Genomic DNA, 16,459 nt, shown 5'->3' on the forward strand with positions numbered 1-16,459 from the left:
TCGCCCTGACGCCGGCGGCCGGTGCTCCCCGTTACGCTGGGGGCACCGGCCGTTCGTGTACCGCCGGAATCCCGTTGCGGGATCCCGTCCCGGCATCCGCCCCCGCCGGCGTCCCGCCCGCCCGCGTCCCACCCGCCCGCGTCCCAGGAGTTCAGCAGATGACACAGCCCGTAGCATTCGTCACCGGTGCCTCCACCGGAATCGGTTTTGAGACCGCCTGGAAGCTCGCGGCGCACGGCTTCACCGTCTATGCCGGCGCCCGCCGCGTCGGAAAGATGGAGCCCCTCAAGGCGCACGGTGTGACGGTCCTGCCGCTCGACGTCACCGACGAGGATTCCATGACCGCCGCCGTCGAGCAGGTGATGGCCGCCCATGGCCGGATCGACGTCCTGGTGAACAACGCCGGCTACGGTTCCTACGGCTCGCTGGAGGAAGTGGAACTGGCCGAGGGGCGGCGGCAGTTCGACGTCAACCTGTTCGGCCTGGCCCGGATGACGCAGCTGGTGCTCCCCGGAATGCGGGCGGCGGGGCGGGGGAGGATCATCAATGTGTCCTCGATCGGCGGAAAAATGTACGAGCCGCTGGGGGCCTGGTATCACGCCACGAAGTTCGCCGTCGAGGGCCTGAGCGATTCGCTGCGGATCGAACTCAAGCCGCACGGCATAGATGTGTCCATCATTGAGCCGTCCGGAACCGAATCGGAATGGGGCGCGATTTCCGGCGACAGCCTGCTGGCCACCTCCGGCCGCGGGCCCTACATGGACCAGGCGAAAATAGTCGCCGCGGCGCTGGCCTCGACCGTAGGCTCCTCCATGTCGACCCCTCCGGACGTCATTGCCGACGCCATCGTGCACGCCGCGACGTCTCGCAGGCCCAGGACACGCTACCCGGTGGGGAAGGGCGCCCGGGCGATTCTGCTGCTGCGGCGGCTGCTCCCGGACCGGGCCTTCGACGTGGTGATCTGGAAGATCTACCGGCGGTTTCCCGCGTAGTTTCGACACGCATGCCAGCGCGCATGCCGGCACACATGCCGGTCAGACGGCGGCACGAGCCGGCTAGATCCGGTATTCGATCAGGTATTCAGCCGGGTCGACGGCGGGCTTGGTCTCACGCTGCGCGTCCCGGTGACGCCAGGTCGCCGGCACACCGGTGAGGATCGATTCCGCCGGGGCGTCCTTGACCACCACGGCGTTGGCGCCCACGGCGCTGTCCCGGCCGATAGTGATGGGTCCCAGGATCTTGGCTCCGGCGCCGATCACGACGCGGTCCTCCAGCGTGGGGTGGCGTTTGACCTTGGCCAGCGAGCGTCCGCCGAGGGTTACGCCGTGGTAGATCATGACGTCCTCGCCGATTTCGGCGGTCTCGCCGATGACGACGCCCATGCCATGGTCGATGAAGAAACGGCGCCCGATCGTGGCTCCCGGGTGGATCTCGATCCCGGTGAGGAACCGGGCCAGCTGGGAAATCAGCCGTGCCGGGAAGCGCAGCGCAGGGTTCTGCCAGAGCCGGTGCGTCAGACGGTGCGCCCAGATCGCGTGCAGCCCGGAGTAGGTGAAGAAGTTCTCAACGGACCCTCGAGCCGCCGGGTCGTGCGACCGGGCGGCGTCGAGGTCTTCCTTCAGTCTTGCGAAAAAGCTCACAAAGACCTTTCTACGAAATCGGAAACGGCGGGTGGGCTCAGCCGCGGATGTCGTCGTACAGAACGGTGGAGATGTAACGCTCACCGAAGTCGCAGACAACAGCAACAATCAGCTTACCGGCGTTCTCCGGGCGCTTGGCGAGTTCCAGGGCGGCCCACACGATCGCGCCGGAGGAAATGCCGCCGAGGATGCCCTCCTGGACCCCGAGTTCGCGGGCCACACGGACCGAGTCCTCCAGGGTGGCGTCGAGGACCTCGTCATAGACGTTGGTGTCCAGGATTTCCGGGACGAAGTTGGCGCCGAGGCCCTGGATCTTGTGCGGGCCCGGGGCGCCGCCGTTGAGGATGGCCGAGTCCTTCGGTTCGACGGCGATGATCTGGACGTCAGGCTTGCGCTCCTTGAGGACCTGGCCGACGCCGGTGACGGTGCCGCCGGTGCCGACGCCGGCGACGAAGATGTCGACCTTGCCGTCCGTGTCGGACCAGATTTCCTCGGCCGTGGTCTGGCGGTGGACCTCGGGGTTGGCCTCGTTGGCGAACTGCTGGGCCCAGATGGAGTTCTCCGTGTTGGCGACGATCTCCTGGGCCTTCTCCACAGCGCCGCGCATGCCCTCGGAGCCGGGCGTGAGGACAATCTCGGCACCGTAGGCGCGGAGCATCACGCGGCGCTCGGTGGACATGGTTTCGGGCATGGTCAGGATGACCTTGTAGCCGCGGGCCGCGCCGACCATGGCCAGGGCGATGCCGGTGTTGCCGGAGGTGCCTTCCACGATCGTGCCGCCGGGCTTGAGGGCACCGGACTTCTCCGCGGCGTCGACGATCGCGACCCCGATCCGGTCCTTGACGCTGTTGGCCGGGTTGTAGAACTCCAGCTTGACGGCCACGGTGGCGTCAAGGCCTTCGGTCAGCCGGTTCAGCCGGACCAGCGGGGTGCCGCCGACCAGCTGGGTAACATCGTCATAGATCCGTGCCATGGGTGTCTGTGCCTGTCTGTTGTGAGGATACTGAGGTCAGCCTAACGAGAGCCCGCAGGCCCTAGCTAAGCATTAAGCCATGCTGAGTAATATTTCCGGGCTTTGGCCAGCTTCGGATTGATGATCACCTGGCAATAGCCCTGCTCCGGGTACTTGGCGAAGTAGTCCTGGTGGATTTCCTCGGCCCGGTGGAACTCCGGCAGCCGGCTGACCTCCGTGACGATCGGATGCGCCCACAGCGACTGGTTCCGCTCGATGGCCTCCTCATAGAGGATCTTCTCCTCGGTGGTCTCATAGAACATCGAGGAGCGGTACTGGGTTCCGACGTCGTAGCCCTGGCGGTTGAGCGTCGTGGGGTCGTGGAGTGCGAAGAACATGTCCAGGATGACCTCCGCTGGGATGACCTCCTCGTCGAAAGTCACCGCCACCACCTCGGCGTGGCCGGTGGTCCCGGAGCAGACGGCGTAGTAGTCGGGGCTGCGGAGGTGGCCTCCGGTGTAGCCCGAAACGACGGCGCTGACACCCTTGGTTATCTGGTAGACGGCGTCGAGGCACCAGAAGCAGCCTCCGCCAAGCACAAATGTTCTCATGCTCTCTTCAATGGTTGAAGAGCCCCGATGATTCCCGGCGTCCGCGGGGGAGGCCCGACTATAGGGTAAAAATGGGGGTATGGAACCTGTAAACACCGACGTTTCCGCTGGCGTGCCCGTAGGAAACGACGATTCCGGCAGCGGATCCGGGGAAACACCGGAGGTGCCCACGCTGGGCATGGTCCTGCTGGCCGTGGAAGAGCTCTGGCCCGAATCCCTGGCCGAGGACTGGGACGAGGTGGGCCTGGTGGCCGGCCGCCCCTCCGCCGCGGTGAGCAAGATCCTCTTCGCCGTCGACCCGACCCTTGAAGTGATCGAGGAGGCCATCGACTTTGGCGCCCAGCTGCTGATCACCCACCATCCGCTGCTGCTCAAGGGCGTCACCTCGGTTGCGGCCACCACCGCCAAGGGCCGGGCCGTGCATCGTCTGATCGAATCGGGGACCGGCCTGCTGACCGTCCACACCAACGGGGATTCCGCTGTCGGCGGCGTCTCGGATGTCCTGGCGGACGCCCTGGGCCTGCAGAACGTTGCCCCGCTGACTCCGGCGGCGAACGGTCTGCCGGAGGAGGGGATCGGGCGGGTCGGGGACCTGGCGGAGGTCCTGACCCTGGGCGATTTTGCCGCCCGTGTCTTCGGCATCCTGCCCTCGGTCGCCGGCGGGGTGCGCGTCTCCGGGGACCGGGACGGGCTGGTCCGCCGCGTGGCCCTTTGCGGCGGTGCCGGCGATTCCCTCTTCGGCGAGGTCAGGGCGAGCAATGCCGATGTCTACCTGACCGCGGACCTGCGGCACCATCCGGCGTCGGAAGCCCGCGAGGCGGCCGTCAATGACCGCCCGTACCTGATCGACGTTTCCCACTTCGCCAGTGAGTGGCTGTGGCTGCCGGCCGCAGCCGAGGCGTTGGGCAATGTGCTGAGCGACCAGGGGCACGACGTCGAGATCCGGGTCAGCACCACCAACAGCGACCCGTGGGACTTCATTCTGACTCCGGGCGGGGACTAGAGTCTAGGGAGCGCCGAATAGGTGCCCGGCTCCTGCCGGCAGGGAACAAGCGGAGGTAAATAGTGGCCAAGGCAGCACCGGCGGAACAGTTGAAGTTGCTCGAATTGCAGGGACTTGATGCCAAACTCAAATCCCTGTCCAACCGCCGCCGAAGCCTTGAAAGCGACTCCCGGATCACCGATCTTGAAGCCGCCCTCAGCGTGGCCACCGGTGAACTCGGTGCCGCCAAGGTGGCCGTCCACGACGCTGAACTCGAGCTCAAGCGCGCCGAAGCCGACGTGGAGCAGGTTGCCTCCCGGATCGAGCGCGACGAGGCGAGGCTCAACAGCGGCACCGGCCTTTCCAAGGACCTGGTTGCCCTGCAGCGCGACCTGGTGTCCCTGAACAAGCGCCGCTCCGACCTTGAGGACGTCGAGCTGGAAGTTCTGGAACGGTTGGACTCACTCCGCCTGCGCCAGGCCACGCAGCAGCAGATCGTTGACGACATCCAGGGCTCCTTCGGCTCCATCCGTGCCGAACTCGACGAGCAGCTCGCCGAGATCGCCGCCGAGGCAACGGTGGTGCGCGGCAAGCGGGCCGAGTTCGCCGAGGGCCTGGATTCCGGGCTGCTGGCGGTCTACGAGAAGACCCTGGCCAAGCGTGGCGTCGGTGCGGCCCGCCTGTTCCACGGCACCTCCGAGGGCTCCGGCATGCAGCTGAGCCCGGGGGACCTGGCCGAAATCAAGGCCGCGGCCGAGGACGACGTCGTGTTCTGCCCGGATTCCGGCTGCATCCTGGTCCGCTCCGCCGACTGGGTCTAACAACGCCAACCGACTGGGCCTAGCCACCTAAACTGACTCGCAGCAGGGCCGTTCTTAGCACTCAGAACGGCCCTGCTGCGAGTCAGTTTGGCAGGATCAGGTTGAGCATGTGCGGCTTCCGGGCCGTGCCCTCGACCAGTTCGGCGGCCCACTTTTCGGCCGCCGCCTTCTGCAGCTGGGCGGGCGTCTGCGGGGCCTTGCCCCGGCGGCCCAGCAGGTGCCGGGCGAATTCGCCCCGGGTGTGCTTGGCGAAGTGGCTGACCACTTTCCGCGCGCCATTGACCTCGGTGAACACATTAACGGCAACGGTCTGCGCCGGCGGGGGAGTCCACGCCGCGGCGTAGGTGCTGGAGCGGCAGTCCACCAGCAGTTCACCGTCCGCGGCGGCCGCGAGGGCCGCGGCGAGCTGCGGCTTCCAGAAGGACGCCAGGCGTCCGATGTCCGGCAGGGCGGTCGCCATCGACAGCCGGTAGGCCGGTACCCGGTCGCCGAATCGGATGGCACCCCAGAGCGCAGAAATGACCAGCACGTGCTCGTCCGCTTTCTTCCGCTGCGTAGGCGTGAGGGAGTTGTAGTCCAGCGCGTCGTACAGCACGCCGGAGTAGACCTGATGGGCGGGGGCCGCCGGCTCGGCGTGCAGCCGCGTGTTGCGCTCGACGTCGGCCCGCAGCGAGGCGCCGACGCCCAGAAGCGCCAGGGCGTCCTCATGGGCGCTGACCGTCCCCAGCCCCTCCAGCACCTTCGCCCGGTACACGTTCAGTTCGGGGAAGCTCAGGGTGGCCCAGTCCACGGCGTCACCGGCCGTGGCAGGGGTCTTGCCTTCGGAGGGCGGCAGCAGAATCAGCACCGTCCAATCCTAGCGGCGGCCCGTTGCCGGGATTGTACTCAGGCGGCTGTTGCGGTGCCCGCCCAGTGCCCGCCCAGTGCCCGCCCGGTGTCCGACCCCGGGCCCGCTCAGCCGAGGTTGCGGCCGAGGAAGGACAACACTCCGGGCAGGATGGAGCGCCAGTAGCTGTCGTCGTGCCCTCCGGACTGGAAACCGCCCTCGACGGCGCCAGGGAGTTCCGCGACGTAGTCGCGCACCGTGGCGGCGAGGTCATCCCCGGTGCCGCAATCGACCCGTTTGGGCACCGCAGCGAGGCGTGCACGGAGCGCGAACACGTCGTGGGCCGCAAAGTCGGCCGCACTGTCGAAGGCGGTGTCCATGCTTGAGCCGTAGTTCTCCCAGACCGCCGGGCTCATGGCCGCCACGGCCCGGACTCCGGGCAGCCGGCCCTGGGACGCGAGCAGCAGGGCGCCGAAGCCTCCCATTGACAGGCCGAAGAGGCCGATCCGGCCGAGGTCGTAGCCCTGGCCGCCGAGGAACGGAACAAATTCCTTGACCAGCATCGCCTGGGTGTCACTGCCGTCGGCGCGGGGGTGCCACCAGGTGTTCCCGCCGTCCACGGCGGCGAGAGCCAACGGTGCGCCTCCGGCGTCGAGGTGCCGTTGGAGGGCCTCGTGGGCTTCCAACCCGTCCAGCAGGGCGGTGTGGCTGCTGCCGAGTCCATGAAGGAACACCGCCACGGGAAGTTCTGGCTGCGTGCCGCCGGGCGGCAGTTCAGGTGCGACCACCGCCCAATGGCTGGCGACCCCGGGGCGGAAGGCCGAGACGAATGATCCTCTGCTGGTCCGGACCGTCAACGCGCCGGCCGGGACCGGCGGCGCGGCCGTCGTCGGGCTGGACGGCGCGGCGCGGGACGATGCTGGGGGCGCGGTGTCATCAGTGCAGGCCGCGAGCCCGGACATGCCAAGTCCGATTCCTGCGAGCTCCAGCAGCCGGCGCCGGCTCAGGGCGTATTGCTCCATTCCCCGATCATAGGCTCGGCGGACGCGGGTGTCGCCGGACGGGTCAGCCCTGACCGTAGAATGGACAGCGGATGGGTTGACCAGGCGGCCGCGCGTCACGCAAGTGGCTCGAGGAACGTCCGGGCTCCGCAGGGCAGGGTGGTGGGTAACGCCCACTCGGGGTAACCCGCAGGCTAGTGCCACAGAGAACAGACCGCCGGCATGTGGCGTGTGCTTGCACGGGCCGCAGCGCAGGTAAGGGTGAAACGGTGGTGTAAGAGACCACCAGCTTCCCGGGTGACCGGGAAGGCTAGGTAAACCCCACCCGGAGCAAGGCCAGACAGGGCACGTTCGAGGGCTGCTCGCCCGAGTGTCCGGGTAGGCTGCTGGAGGGCGTCGGCAACGGCGTTCGTAGATGGATGGCCGCTACTCCCGCGCTGGTAACGGTGCGGGAACACAGAACCCGGCGTATCGGTCAACCCATCCATTTTCACCGCCGGGAAACCTTGTGTTCCCTGCGGTTTTTGTGCTTATCGAGGCCTTCCCGGGGAACGGACGACGGCGGCAACCGGCATTCCGCTGTGCGTTCCCGCCCCGGCCCGCCGTCGCCGGGCGTGTCCGATTCGATCGAACCCGCTCCTTATCGGCCGCTGCAGACCGTCTGCCTGCGCAAATACGGGCGGGCCGAATGCTTGACATCACCCCGGCGGGACCAGAGACTGCAGAGAACATTCCAAACAACGGCGAAGCCAGCCAAAGTATCCGCGTAAAAGCATAGGAGGCATGGTGCCGGACGACGCAGTTTACGACTATGTGATTGCCGGGGGTGGCAGCGGCGGCAGCGTCCTGGCGGGCAGGCTCAGCGAAGACCCGTCCGTCCGCGTCCTTCTGCTGGAGGCGGGAAGATCCGACCGTCATCCATTTATCCACGTCCCCGCGGGTTTTCCGAAGCTGAAAAACGGGCCGTACCAATGGGACTACACCAGCATTCCGCAGCAACACAGCAACGGCCGCCGCATCCCCCTTGCCCAGGGACGCGTGCTGGGCGGCGGGGGGTCCATCAACGCCCAGGTCTTCACTCGCGGCGTGGCCGAGGACTACGACAGCTGGGTCACGGACTTTGGCTGCGAGGGGTGGTCCGCTGAGGAGGTGGGTGAGTACTTCGTCCGCTCCGAGTCGAACAGCAGGCTCTCGGCACCGCACCACGGGACCCAGGGTCCGCTCGGGGTCTCCGACCTCCTGCGCCCGCACAAACTCTCCGCGGCCTTCGTGAAGGCGGGCCAGGAATTCGGGCTGCCCTACAACAGCGACTTCAACGGCGCCGAGCAGTACGGCGTGGGCTTCTACCAGACCACCACCAAGAACGGCCGCCGGTGCAGCGCCGCCGTTGCATATCTGAAGCCTGCCCGCAAGCGCCCCAACCTCACCGTGTGTGCCAACGTCACCGTCTCCAAGGTGATCATCAGGGATGGCCGGGCCGTCGGGATCGAGGCGATCCAAGGCGGCTCCCTCCGAACGTACCTGGCCGACCGCGAAGTGATTGTCGCTGCCGGCGCTTTCGGGTCGCCCAAGCTGCTCCAGCTTTCGGGCATCGGCGACCCGGAGGACCTCGCCGCCGCCGGCATCGAAACCGTCCATGCCTTGCAGGGAGTCGGCAAGAACCTGCATGACCACTGCGACATCGACATCGTCTACGAACTCAAGGATTACCACAGCCTGGACCGGCTCAGTCAGGTACGCCCGGCCACGGTCCTGGCCGGCGTCGAATACCTTGCCTTCCGTTCGGGACCCTTTGCTTCCACCCTCGTCGAGGCGGGCGGCTTCAGTTACGCCAACAAGGAGGAGAATTCCCCCGACCTGCAGTTCCACTTCCTGCCCGCCGCGCGGGCGGGGGCCGGCGCGGCGGCTTTGAAGCCCGGGTTCGGGGCCACCTTGAATTCGTACTTCCTGAGGCCGCGGAGCCGCGGAACCGTCCGTCCGGTGTCCTCAGATCCAAGCCAGGCGCCGCTCATCGATCCGAATTATCTCGCCGACGACTACGACCTTGAAATGGCAATCGCCGGCGTGCAACAGAGCCGGGAGATCATGGAGCAGTCGTCGATGGCCGAGCTCGTCAAAGCCGAGCACATTGGCGATGGCTCTCGGGTGGAATCCCGCGACGAGTATGTGAAATTCGTGCGCTCCTTCGGCCGGACGTCGTACCATCCGGTCGGCACCTGCGCCATGGGGACGGGTGATGATGCTGTCGTCTCGCCGCGGCTGAAGGTCCACGGGCTGGAGGGACTGCGCGTCGTTGACTCCTCGATTATGCCCCGGCTCGTCAGCGCCAACACCCAGGCGCCGACCATCATGATCGCGGAAAAGGCCGTGGACATGATCCTTAAGGATGCCCGATAGTCCAGGACGCGCGGGCCGATGCTCTTGGGCTCGACCTGGCCCCACAACTTCCACAGGGGAGTGACGGGCCGATTCGAAGAACGAGTCGCCGCTGATGGCCGCCACGCCGGAACATGTCCCCGGCCCCGCACCGCCACGCTGTGTGAGTCATTTCACGTGTAACGGGGCGCCGGACCCCGCCGGGCCAACGGTAGAATGGTCCGTGAACGTAGAAGTTCTGCCGCCGGGTCTGCGTTCGCAGCCGGTGGCTTTTCTTTTGCTTGACACAGGCGCCCGGGGTGGACCGAATCCCCGCCGGCGCCGAGGTTCCGGACACCCTCCGGCAGCCGACTTCCGCATACGACGTCGTATGCAGTGGATTCTAGGAAGGTATTTCTGTGAGCCAGACGTCAGATTCTTGTCTTGATACGTGGATGGGTCGGGAGGCGCTCGCTGAGGCCATGATCCCGGTGATCGGCCGGCTGTACCGCGAAAACAACGTGGTCACCTCCATCCACGGTCGCAGCTTGATTAATAAGTCCACCATGAACATCCTCAAGGCGCACCGCTTCGCGCGCCGGATGAGCAAGGAAGAACTGCGTCTCGAAGAGACAGCACCGCTGCTGGACGCCCTGACCAAGCTCGAGCTCGGCGCCGCTGCCATCGACATCGCCCGCCTCACCGAGAAATACCGGGTCGAGGGCAACGGTGCCAGCCTGGACGAGTTCCTGCGCGCGGAACTCGCCGAGATTGTCGGCAAGCGCGGCGGCGACGACCGCACCAGCACCGACGTCGTCCTCTACGGCTTTGGCCGCATCGGCCGCCTTCTGGCCCGCCTCCTGATCGAGAAGGCAGGTGGCGGCCACGGCCTGCGCCTGCGTGCAATCGTGGTCCGCCGCGGTTCGGACAACGACCTCACCAAGCGCGCCAGCCTGCTGCGCCGCGACTCGGTCCACGGCTCCTTCGAAGGAACCATCAAGCTGGACCTTGAGAACGACACCATCACCGCCAACGGTGTCCAGATCCAGGTCATCTACTCGGACAACCCGGCGACGGTCGACTACACGGCCTATGGAATCCATAACGCCCTCATCGTCGACAACACCGGACGCTGGCGCGATGCCGAAGGCCTGTCCCAGCACCTTCAGAGCAGGGGCGCTTCCCGTGTGCTGCTCACTGCCCCGGGCAAGGGCGAACTGAAGAACATCGTGCACGGCATCAATCACGGCACGATCGCCGACTCCGACACGATCGTCTCGGCTGCTTCCTGCACTACCAACGCCATCACCCCGGTGCTCAAGGCGATCAACGACCGCTACGGTGTGGTGCACGGCCACGTCGAGACGGTCCACTCCTTTACGAACGACCAGAACCTGATCGACAACTTCCACAAGGGCGACCGCCGTGGACGCTCGGCCGCGCTGAACATGGTCATCACGGAAACGGGCGCCGCCAAGGCCGTCGCCAAGGCCCTGCCCGAACTGCTGGGCAAGCTGACCGGCAGTTCCATCCGCGTCCCCACCCCGGACGTGTCGCTGGCCATCCTGAACCTGAGCCTGGAAAACGGCACCACCAAGGACGAGGTCAACGACTACCTGCGGGAGATGTCGCTGCACTCCGTTCTGCGCAAGCAGATCGACTACATCGATTCGCCGGAGGTAGTCTCCACGGACTTCGTCGGCTCGCGGCGCGCAGGTATCGTCGACGGCCTGGCCACGATCTCCAACGACAAGAACCTTGTGCTCTACGTCTGGTACGACAACGAGTTCGGCTATAGCTGCCAGGTGGTCCGCGTGATGGAGGAAATGGCGGGCGTGAACCCGCCGTCGTTCCCCGCCAAGGACGCGGCCGCCACCCTCGAAGCAGCCGGCCTGCCCGTCGAGGTCACGGCCTGACACCACCTGCCTGAACTCTGTTCCGCCTTTCCCGGCCGATCCTCTGGAAACGGCCGGGAAAGGGCACCACAATGGTGCAATGGAACAGAACTCGGCAGTAGAGCACGAAACCACCCTGGAACACGCGCTGGACGTCGCCCGGCTGAACGTCAAGGAAGCCAAACGGCTCCTCGATGATGCCCGGGCGAAACTGGCCGCCGGTGAGGTCGACGAGGCACGGGTCCGGCAACTCGAATCGCTGATGGCCCTCGCCAACGAAGACCTCGTGCGCGTGACCAAGGAGAATTAGCCGGGCACCTGTCCTCCACACTGTGGACAACCCCCGCTCCACCGGAGTCCGGGCCTAGGCTGTTGGGGTGGATAGGATTCGCCCCGCGCCCGAACGCACCGGAGTCCGACGTTCCGGGCTCCGACGCAGCGGAGTCCAACGCGGTCCCCGGGGACGGCGGACCGGGCAGCGTCTTTCCGGGACGCCGGCATGACGCTCACCTGGGCGGACTTCCGGCGGGCACGACGGCGGTCCCGCCAGGCCTGGGCGCTCCTTGCCGCCGCGGCAGTCACCGGAGCCGCCGGATTCATCTGGTTCTTCGCCGCCGGACAGTTTGCCGCCAGCGAGGGGTTCGCCGACGGTCCCCGCGAAGCCCCTGTGCTGGCAGCCGGCTGGATGAAGGCGATCCCGCCCGTGCGGCAGGTCCCCGCCGGCCCCGCCGCGGCGTTGCTGGACACCCTGGTAGTCAAGGGCCGGGCGGCCAGGGACAACTATGACCGGGCCGCCTTCGGCCAGGCCTGGCTCGATGCGGACCACAACGGCTGCGATACCCGCAATGACATCCTCCGTCGCGACCTGCCGGACGCCGAATTCACCGAGGGATCCCGCTGCCTAGTGGCCGCCGGATCCTTCCGGGAACCGTACACGGGCCACCTGGTCACCTTCCGCCGCGGAGCCGCGAGCAGCAAGGAGGTGCAGGTCGACCACGTCGTGGCGCTCGGGGATGCCTGGCAAAAGGGAGCGCAACAGCTGACCCCCGCGCAACGCGAGCACCTGGCGAATGACCCGCTGAACCTGATCGCCGTCGACGGCCCCGCCAACCAGGACAAGGGCGCGTCCGACGCCGCCACATGGCTTCCCCCGAACAAAGCCTTCCGCTGCCACTACGTCGCCCGGCAGGTCTCCGTCAAGGCCGCGTACCGGCTGTGGGTGACCGCGGCCGAGAAGGACGCCATGGAGCGGATCCTCGGCGCCTGCCCGGAACAGCAAACAGTTGTCGCCGTCGCCCGGTAAGCGCCAGCCAACGGAGTCGAGGGCGGGCGCAGTGCAGAGCAACCGCGTGCGGTTAGACGACGAGCGTGACCGGGCCCGAGGTCGCCGGGCCGCCGCAGGCCCCGCTGCCGCCCACCCGGGTCCAGCCCAGCTCCAGCCCGCGCCGCGCCAGGACAGCTCCGTCGGCGGAGTACGCCGTGAGCGTCACCGTCTTCGGGGAGCGCATCAGCAGACTGACCCGCCAGGTTCGCTCGTCGACCCGGGATGCCGTGAACGGGCTGTAGACCGGCTCGGACGGGGCCGGGAGGGCCGTGATCAACGCGGACGCGGACGGGAGGGCGGTCACCGACCCAGACGCAGACGGGGCGGGGACGAGGGTGACCGGCAGGGTTGAAACCGGCGCGGGCACGGCGCCGGCGCTGACGGAGGTCTCAGGAACGCGGACCGGGCCGTCCGAGCGCACCGAACAGACGTCGTCCGCGCAGAGCTCCACCAGGTGGACCATGCCAGCGTTGCCGGCCAGCGATACCGTCACGGAATTGAACCAGGCAAGGGCGGGACAGGCGTTCGGCACGGAGCCGGAGCAGCCGGCCGTACCGGCGGCAAGCAGCATGGCCACGGCCAGGACACCCGGTCCGCGCTTCACGGTGCCGCGCCTCCGTCGTAGGCCCGGGCGCCAAGTTCGGCTTCCAGCCGCTCGACGTCCGCGCGGTGGCAGAGTTCGGTCGCCCGCGACGTTACCGTGGCGCTTCCGGCGGCGACGGCGGCGCGGAGCGCCTCTTCGAGCGTGCGGCCCTGTGCGTGACGGAGCACGAAAGCAGCCAGGAAGCTGTCGCCCGCTCCGACGGTGCTTTGGACCTGCACCTGCGGCACGGCCATCCGCAGGATCCCGGACTTCGAGGCGAGCACAGCTCCCTCTCCGCCGAGCGTCAGGGCGACGTGCTCCGCGGAGCCGTCCGCGACCAGCGTCCTGGCCGCCTCGACCTGGCTTTCCGGGCTCTCCAGGGCTGTGCCGAAGTGCAGCCCCAGCTCCCGCCGGCTCGGCTTCACCAGGAAGACTCCTTCGGCGAGGGCTTCGGCCAGAGCCGGCCCGGAGGCGTCCACGATGCAGCGCGCATCGTGCTGCCGTGCCAGCCGGGCCACCTGGGCGTAGAAGTCCTCCGGGACCCCCGGCGGAAGGCTGCCGCTGGCCACGACGTACCCGCCCACAGGAATCGAATCCGCCACCAGCGCCAGGCACAAACGCCACTCGGGCTCACTCAGCTCCGGGCCCTGCAGCACAAAACGGAACTGCTTGCCCGTCGCCGTCTCATCGACCGTGAAGTCCTCGCGGGTACTCCCTTGGATCGGCACAGCCAGGGTGGGGACGCGTTCGGCTTCGATGAGCCGGCGGTAGGCCTCCCCGGTCGGCCCGCCGGCGGTGTAGACCGCCAGGGTCCGCCCGCCGAGGCGCTGCACCACCCGGGACACGTTCACGCCCCCGCCGCCTGGGTCGAGCCGGCTGGTGCCGCAGCGCAACTTGTGGCCGCTGATGACCTGCTCCGTGGCGGTGCTGACGTCCAGGGCGGGATTCACGGTGAGCGTGAGGATCGGCTGCAGCGCCGTCGGTCTGGAGGCTTCCATGGCCCCAGCATAGGAGCACCGGGCTGCCGGTGTCCCTGCAGGACGTCCCCTTGTGGGCAGCCGGCCGCTCCGCGAGAATGGGCGCGGCAGGATCGGCGGAACGGAGGTTGGCCGCCACGAGTGGAACGGAAACCATGGCACAGGGCAAGGATGGCACCGGCAAGGCAGAGAAAGGCCGGAAAGGCGGCAAGGGACACGGGTCCAGGCGGCGCATGCGGCTGGACCTTGACATCTATGAGACCGAACTCCTCCGGCTCCAGGCCGAGCTCGTCGCACTGCAGGAATGGGTCCGGAGCACCGGGGCGCGTGTGCTAGTGATCTTTGAAGGGCGCGATGCCGCCGGCAAGGGCAGTGCGATCAAGCGCGTGACCGAATACCTGAACCCCCGCGTTGCGCGCATCGTGGCGCTGCCGGCCCCGACGGAGCGTGAGCGCGGTGGATGGTATTTCCAGCGGTACGTGCAACATCTTCCCGCCGCGGGGGAGATCGTCCTGATGGACCGCTCCTGGTACAACCGCGCCGGCGTCGAACACGTGATGGGGTTCTGCACGCCCGCGGAACACAAGCGCTTTATGGCCCAGTGCCCGGTCTTTGAACGGCTGCTGGTCCAGGACGGCATTCTGCTGTTCAAGTACTGGTTTTCGATCAGCCACGCGGAACAGGAGCGGCGCTTCAAGTCCCGGCTGGATGATCCGTTGCGGCAGTGGAAACTCTCGCCGATGGACCGGGAGGCGATCCTCCGCTGGGAGGACTACTCGCGGGCCAAGGACGACATGTTCATGCAGACCGATACCGCCGAAGCGCCTTGGTACGTGGTTGAAGCAGAGGACAAACGCCGGGCCCGGGTCAACATGATCGCCCACCTGCTCTCCAGCATCGACTACACCGAAGTCCGGGCGGAACAGGTGACCCTGCCGGAAAGGCCAAAGGCGGTCAACTACACCCGCCCGCCGCGGGACCTCTACCGCTACGTTCCGGACCACGCCGCCATCCTCCAGCAGGCTGGCGAGGGATAGCCGTGGACCCGGATCGGGCACCCGGCCAGACGGCGCCAGCGCCCGGGCAAGCCTGGGTGCCGCCGGCCGGTCCGGGCAGGAGGTAGGGTACGGGCATGGACATTATCCTGGTACCCGGATTCTGGCTGGACGCCTCCTCGTGGGATCAAGTGACCCCGCCGCTGGTTGCGGCCGGGCATCGGGTCCACCCGCTGACGCTGCCCGGACTGGAATCCGCCGGCGCGCCCCGGGCCGGCATCGGGCTGCGCACCCATATTGACGCTGTCGTGGCGAAGATCGACGCCTTGGATGCCACGGTGGTCCTGGTCGGCCACTCGGGCGGCGGCGCCATCATCCACGGCGCCGTCGACGCCCGCCCGGACCGCGTGCTCCGGGCGGTCTACGTCGACAGCGGTCCGCTCGGCGAGGGCGGAGTGATCAACGATGACCTGCCGGCCGAGGGCGATGAGGTGCCGCTGCCGCCCTGGGAACTGTTCGACGACGAGGACCTCACCGATCTCGATGACGCGCTGCGGGCCATGTTCCGGGCCCGCGCCATCCCGGAGCCCAAGGGCGTGGCGCAGGACCAGCAGCGGCTGCATGACGAGCGCCGCTACAACGTCCCGGCAACGGTCATCGCCTGCGAGTTCCCATCCTCCATGCTGATCGAGATGATCGGCGGCGGCCACCCGTACGTCGCGGAGCTCGGGCGCGTCCGGGACGTCGAGTACGTTGACCTGCCCACCGGGCACTGGCCGCAGTTCACCAGGCCGGCAGAGCTGGGCGCGGCGATCCTTGCCGCCGTCGACCGGGAGTAGCGCCGCCCGGGATGTAGCGCCGCTCAGGGACCCAACCCGGGACAGGAACCAGTCGGGGCCCTGTTAGTGGCCGAACGGGTCCGGGTCCACACCCGGCATCCAGGTCAGCCCGGGAACGCCCCAGCCGCTCTTCTTGGCCTGTTTCATGGCCTTGCGGGCGTAGCGGTCGATCAGCCGGTTGACGTAGAGCGTCCCGTCCAGATGGTCGTACTCGTGCTGGATCACCCGGGCAAACCATCCCGTCGCCTCGAAGTCGACCGGGTTGCCGTCGCCGTCGAACCCCTGCACCCGGGCCCACTCCGCGCGTTTGAGCGGGTACGCCCCACCGGGAAAGGACAGGCAGCCTTCCTCTTCCTCGTCCGGATCCGGCAGCGCGCCGGAGATCTTGGAGAGGGTCAGTACCGGGTTCACGACGGCGCCGGAGGGCGGCGCGGCGTCGTCGTTCTCGTACCGGTAGATGAAGATCCGTTTGCCGACCCCGACCTGCGGCGCGGCGAGACCGACGCCGTTGGCGGCGTCGTTGGTCTCGAACATGTCCGCGATCAGGGTCCGGAGCTCGTCGTCGAAAGCTTCGACCTCAGCGGCCCGGCGGTGCAGTACGGGCTCGCCCCAGATCGTGATGGGCAGAACTGTCATGTCAGCTGTTCCTCCGGTGCTT

Annotated in this window: 17 protein-coding genes and 1 other RNA gene; 10 read left to right on the forward strand and 8 right to left on the reverse strand. The window is 67.6% G+C overall.

The features are described 5' to 3' along the window. Nucleotides 1-158 precede the first annotated feature (158 nt). A complete protein-coding gene (locus AC50YM_RS06740; protein WP_494956198.1) occupies nucleotides 159-992 on the forward strand; it encodes an oxidoreductase in 834 nt (277 codons plus the stop codon). 63 nt (nucleotides 993-1,055) lie between these two features. Here AC50YM_RS06740 and epsC read toward each other — a convergent pair whose 3' ends face one another. The 3 genes from epsC to msrA form a co-directional block, all read right to left on the reverse strand. Beyond that, the gene (gene epsC / locus AC50YM_RS06745; RefSeq protein ID WP_226761789.1) at nucleotides 1,056-1,640 is read right to left on the reverse strand and encodes a serine O-acetyltransferase EpsC; all 585 of its coding nucleotides are present in this window, start codon (nucleotides 1,638-1,640) and stop codon (nucleotides 1,056-1,058) included. A gap of 37 nt (nucleotides 1,641-1,677) precedes the next feature. Beyond that, on the reverse strand, nucleotides 1,678-2,613 hold the full coding sequence (gene cysK, locus AC50YM_RS06750; protein ID WP_494956199.1) for a cysteine synthase A: 936 nt from the start codon (nucleotides 2,611-2,613) through the stop codon (nucleotides 1,678-1,680). A 65-nt stretch (nucleotides 2,614-2,678) separates the two neighbouring features. Further along, complete coding sequence (msrA, locus tag AC50YM_RS06755) at nucleotides 2,679-3,203, reverse strand: peptide-methionine (S)-S-oxide reductase MsrA (protein ID WP_494956200.1); 525 nt, start codon at nucleotides 3,201-3,203, stop codon at nucleotides 2,679-2,681. Between the two features lie 79 nt (nucleotides 3,204-3,282). Between msrA and AC50YM_RS06760 the strand changes: the two genes are divergently transcribed. Together AC50YM_RS06760 and AC50YM_RS06765 are read left to right on the forward strand one after the other, a co-directional pair. Continuing rightward, nucleotides 3,283-4,206: a Nif3-like dinuclear metal center hexameric protein gene (locus tag AC50YM_RS06760; protein ID WP_494956201.1), complete on the forward strand. Its 924-nt coding sequence runs from the start codon at nucleotides 3,283-3,285 to the stop codon at nucleotides 4,204-4,206. Nucleotides 4,207-4,268: 62 nt separating this feature from the next. Beyond that, a complete protein-coding gene (locus tag AC50YM_RS06765) occupies nucleotides 4,269-5,006 on the forward strand; it encodes a zinc ribbon domain-containing protein (protein WP_494956202.1) in 738 nt (245 codons plus the stop codon). Between the two features lie 82 nt (nucleotides 5,007-5,088). Here AC50YM_RS06765 and AC50YM_RS06770 read toward each other — a convergent pair whose 3' ends face one another. Both AC50YM_RS06770 and AC50YM_RS06775 read right to left on the reverse strand, forming a co-directional pair. Further along, on the reverse strand, nucleotides 5,089-5,853 hold the full coding sequence (locus tag AC50YM_RS06770; RefSeq protein ID WP_494956203.1) for a YaaA family protein: 765 nt from the start codon (nucleotides 5,851-5,853) through the stop codon (nucleotides 5,089-5,091). 107 nt (nucleotides 5,854-5,960) lie between these two features. Continuing rightward, complete coding sequence (locus AC50YM_RS06775; RefSeq protein ID WP_494956204.1) at nucleotides 5,961-6,854, reverse strand: alpha/beta hydrolase-fold protein; 894 nt, start codon at nucleotides 6,852-6,854, stop codon at nucleotides 5,961-5,963. Between the two features lie 72 nt (nucleotides 6,855-6,926). Between AC50YM_RS06775 and rnpB the strand changes: the two genes are divergently transcribed. From rnpB to AC50YM_RS06800, 5 genes are all read left to right on the forward strand, one after another. Next, an RNA gene (gene rnpB, locus AC50YM_RS06780) (RNase P RNA component class A) lies at nucleotides 6,927-7,320 on the forward strand. A gap of 296 nt (nucleotides 7,321-7,616) precedes the next feature. After that, nucleotides 7,617-9,230, forward strand: coding sequence for a GMC family oxidoreductase (locus AC50YM_RS06785; protein WP_494956205.1), 1,614 nt, complete (start codon nucleotides 7,617-7,619; stop codon nucleotides 9,228-9,230). A gap of 377 nt (nucleotides 9,231-9,607) precedes the next feature. Next, nucleotides 9,608-11,104 (forward strand): glyceraldehyde-3-phosphate dehydrogenase, encoded by a 1,497-nt coding sequence (locus tag AC50YM_RS06790; RefSeq protein WP_494956206.1) that lies wholly within the window; start codon nucleotides 9,608-9,610, stop codon nucleotides 11,102-11,104. Nucleotides 11,105-11,183: 79 nt separating this feature from the next. Beyond that, entirely contained in the window at nucleotides 11,184-11,393 is a 210-nt protein-coding gene (locus tag AC50YM_RS06795) for a hypothetical protein (RefSeq protein ID WP_494956207.1), read from the forward strand. Nucleotides 11,394-11,582: 189 nt separating this feature from the next. Then, complete coding sequence (locus AC50YM_RS06800; protein WP_494956208.1) at nucleotides 11,583-12,386, forward strand: HNH endonuclease family protein; 804 nt, start codon at nucleotides 11,583-11,585, stop codon at nucleotides 12,384-12,386. A 52-nt stretch (nucleotides 12,387-12,438) separates the two neighbouring features. On the opposite strand, the gene AC50YM_RS06805 is transcribed toward AC50YM_RS06800, so the two are convergent. Then, complete coding sequence (locus AC50YM_RS06805; RefSeq protein WP_494956209.1) at nucleotides 12,439-13,011, reverse strand: hypothetical protein; 573 nt, start codon at nucleotides 13,009-13,011, stop codon at nucleotides 12,439-12,441. Beyond that, entirely contained in the window at nucleotides 13,008-13,988 is a 981-nt protein-coding gene (locus AC50YM_RS06810) for a 1-phosphofructokinase family hexose kinase (protein WP_494956210.1), read from the reverse strand. Before AC50YM_RS06810 ends, AC50YM_RS06805 begins: the two co-directional genes overlap by 4 nt. Before the next feature lie 134 nt (nucleotides 13,989-14,122). On the opposite strand from AC50YM_RS06810, the gene ppk2 reads away from it, so the two are divergent. Both ppk2 and AC50YM_RS06820 read left to right on the forward strand, forming a co-directional pair. Next, nucleotides 14,123-15,004, forward strand: a complete 882-nt coding sequence (gene ppk2 / locus AC50YM_RS06815) for a polyphosphate kinase 2 (protein ID WP_494956211.1) — start codon at nucleotides 14,123-14,125, stop codon at nucleotides 15,002-15,004. A gap of 95 nt (nucleotides 15,005-15,099) precedes the next feature. Beyond that, the gene (locus AC50YM_RS06820; protein WP_494956212.1) at nucleotides 15,100-15,801 is read left to right on the forward strand and encodes an alpha/beta fold hydrolase; all 702 of its coding nucleotides are present in this window, start codon (nucleotides 15,100-15,102) and stop codon (nucleotides 15,799-15,801) included. Nucleotides 15,802-15,864: 63 nt separating this feature from the next. Here the strand turns inward: AC50YM_RS06820 and def are convergent, their stop codons facing one another. Next, nucleotides 15,865-16,437 carry a peptide deformylase gene (def, locus tag AC50YM_RS06825; protein WP_494956213.1) on the reverse strand — a complete coding sequence of 191 codons (573 nt, stop codon included), beginning with the start codon at nucleotides 16,435-16,437 and terminating at the stop codon, nucleotides 15,865-15,867. Between the last annotated feature and the right edge of the window lie 22 nt (nucleotides 16,438-16,459).

This window comes from Pseudarthrobacter sp. RHLT1-30-1, assembly GCF_059383415.1.

Excerpts from the sequence above, each read along its gene's own strand:
- AC50YM_RS06740 (WP_494956198.1), top strand. The coding sequence starts at position 159 with ATGACACAGCCCGTAGCATTCGTCACCGGTGCCTCCACCGGAATCGGT.
- cysK (WP_494956199.1), bottom strand. The coding sequence starts at position 2,613 with ATGGCACGGATCTATGACGATGTTACCCAGCTGGTCGGCGGCACCCCG.
- msrA (WP_494956200.1), bottom strand. The coding sequence starts at position 3,203 with ATGAGAACATTTGTGCTTGGCGGAGGCTGCTTCTGGTGCCTCGACGCC.
- AC50YM_RS06760 (WP_494956201.1), top strand. The coding sequence starts at position 3,283 with ATGGAACCTGTAAACACCGACGTTTCCGCTGGCGTGCCCGTAGGAAAC.
- AC50YM_RS06775 (WP_494956204.1), bottom strand. The coding sequence starts at position 6,854 with ATGGAGCAATACGCCCTGAGCCGGCGCCGGCTGCTGGAGCTCGCAGGA.
- AC50YM_RS06785 (WP_494956205.1), top strand. The coding sequence starts at position 7,617 with ATGGTGCCGGACGACGCAGTTTACGACTATGTGATTGCCGGGGGTGGC.
- AC50YM_RS06795 (WP_494956207.1), top strand. The coding sequence starts at position 11,184 with ATGGAACAGAACTCGGCAGTAGAGCACGAAACCACCCTGGAACACGCG.
- AC50YM_RS06800 (WP_494956208.1), top strand. The coding sequence starts at position 11,583 with ATGACGCTCACCTGGGCGGACTTCCGGCGGGCACGACGGCGGTCCCGC.
- AC50YM_RS06810 (WP_494956210.1), bottom strand. The coding sequence starts at position 13,988 with ATGGAAGCCTCCAGACCGACGGCGCTGCAGCCGATCCTCACGCTCACC.
- ppk2 (WP_494956211.1), top strand. The coding sequence starts at position 14,123 with ATGGCACAGGGCAAGGATGGCACCGGCAAGGCAGAGAAAGGCCGGAAA.
- AC50YM_RS06820 (WP_494956212.1), top strand. The coding sequence starts at position 15,100 with ATGGACATTATCCTGGTACCCGGATTCTGGCTGGACGCCTCCTCGTGG.
- def (WP_494956213.1), bottom strand. The coding sequence starts at position 16,437 with ATGACAGTTCTGCCCATCACGATCTGGGGCGAGCCCGTACTGCACCGC.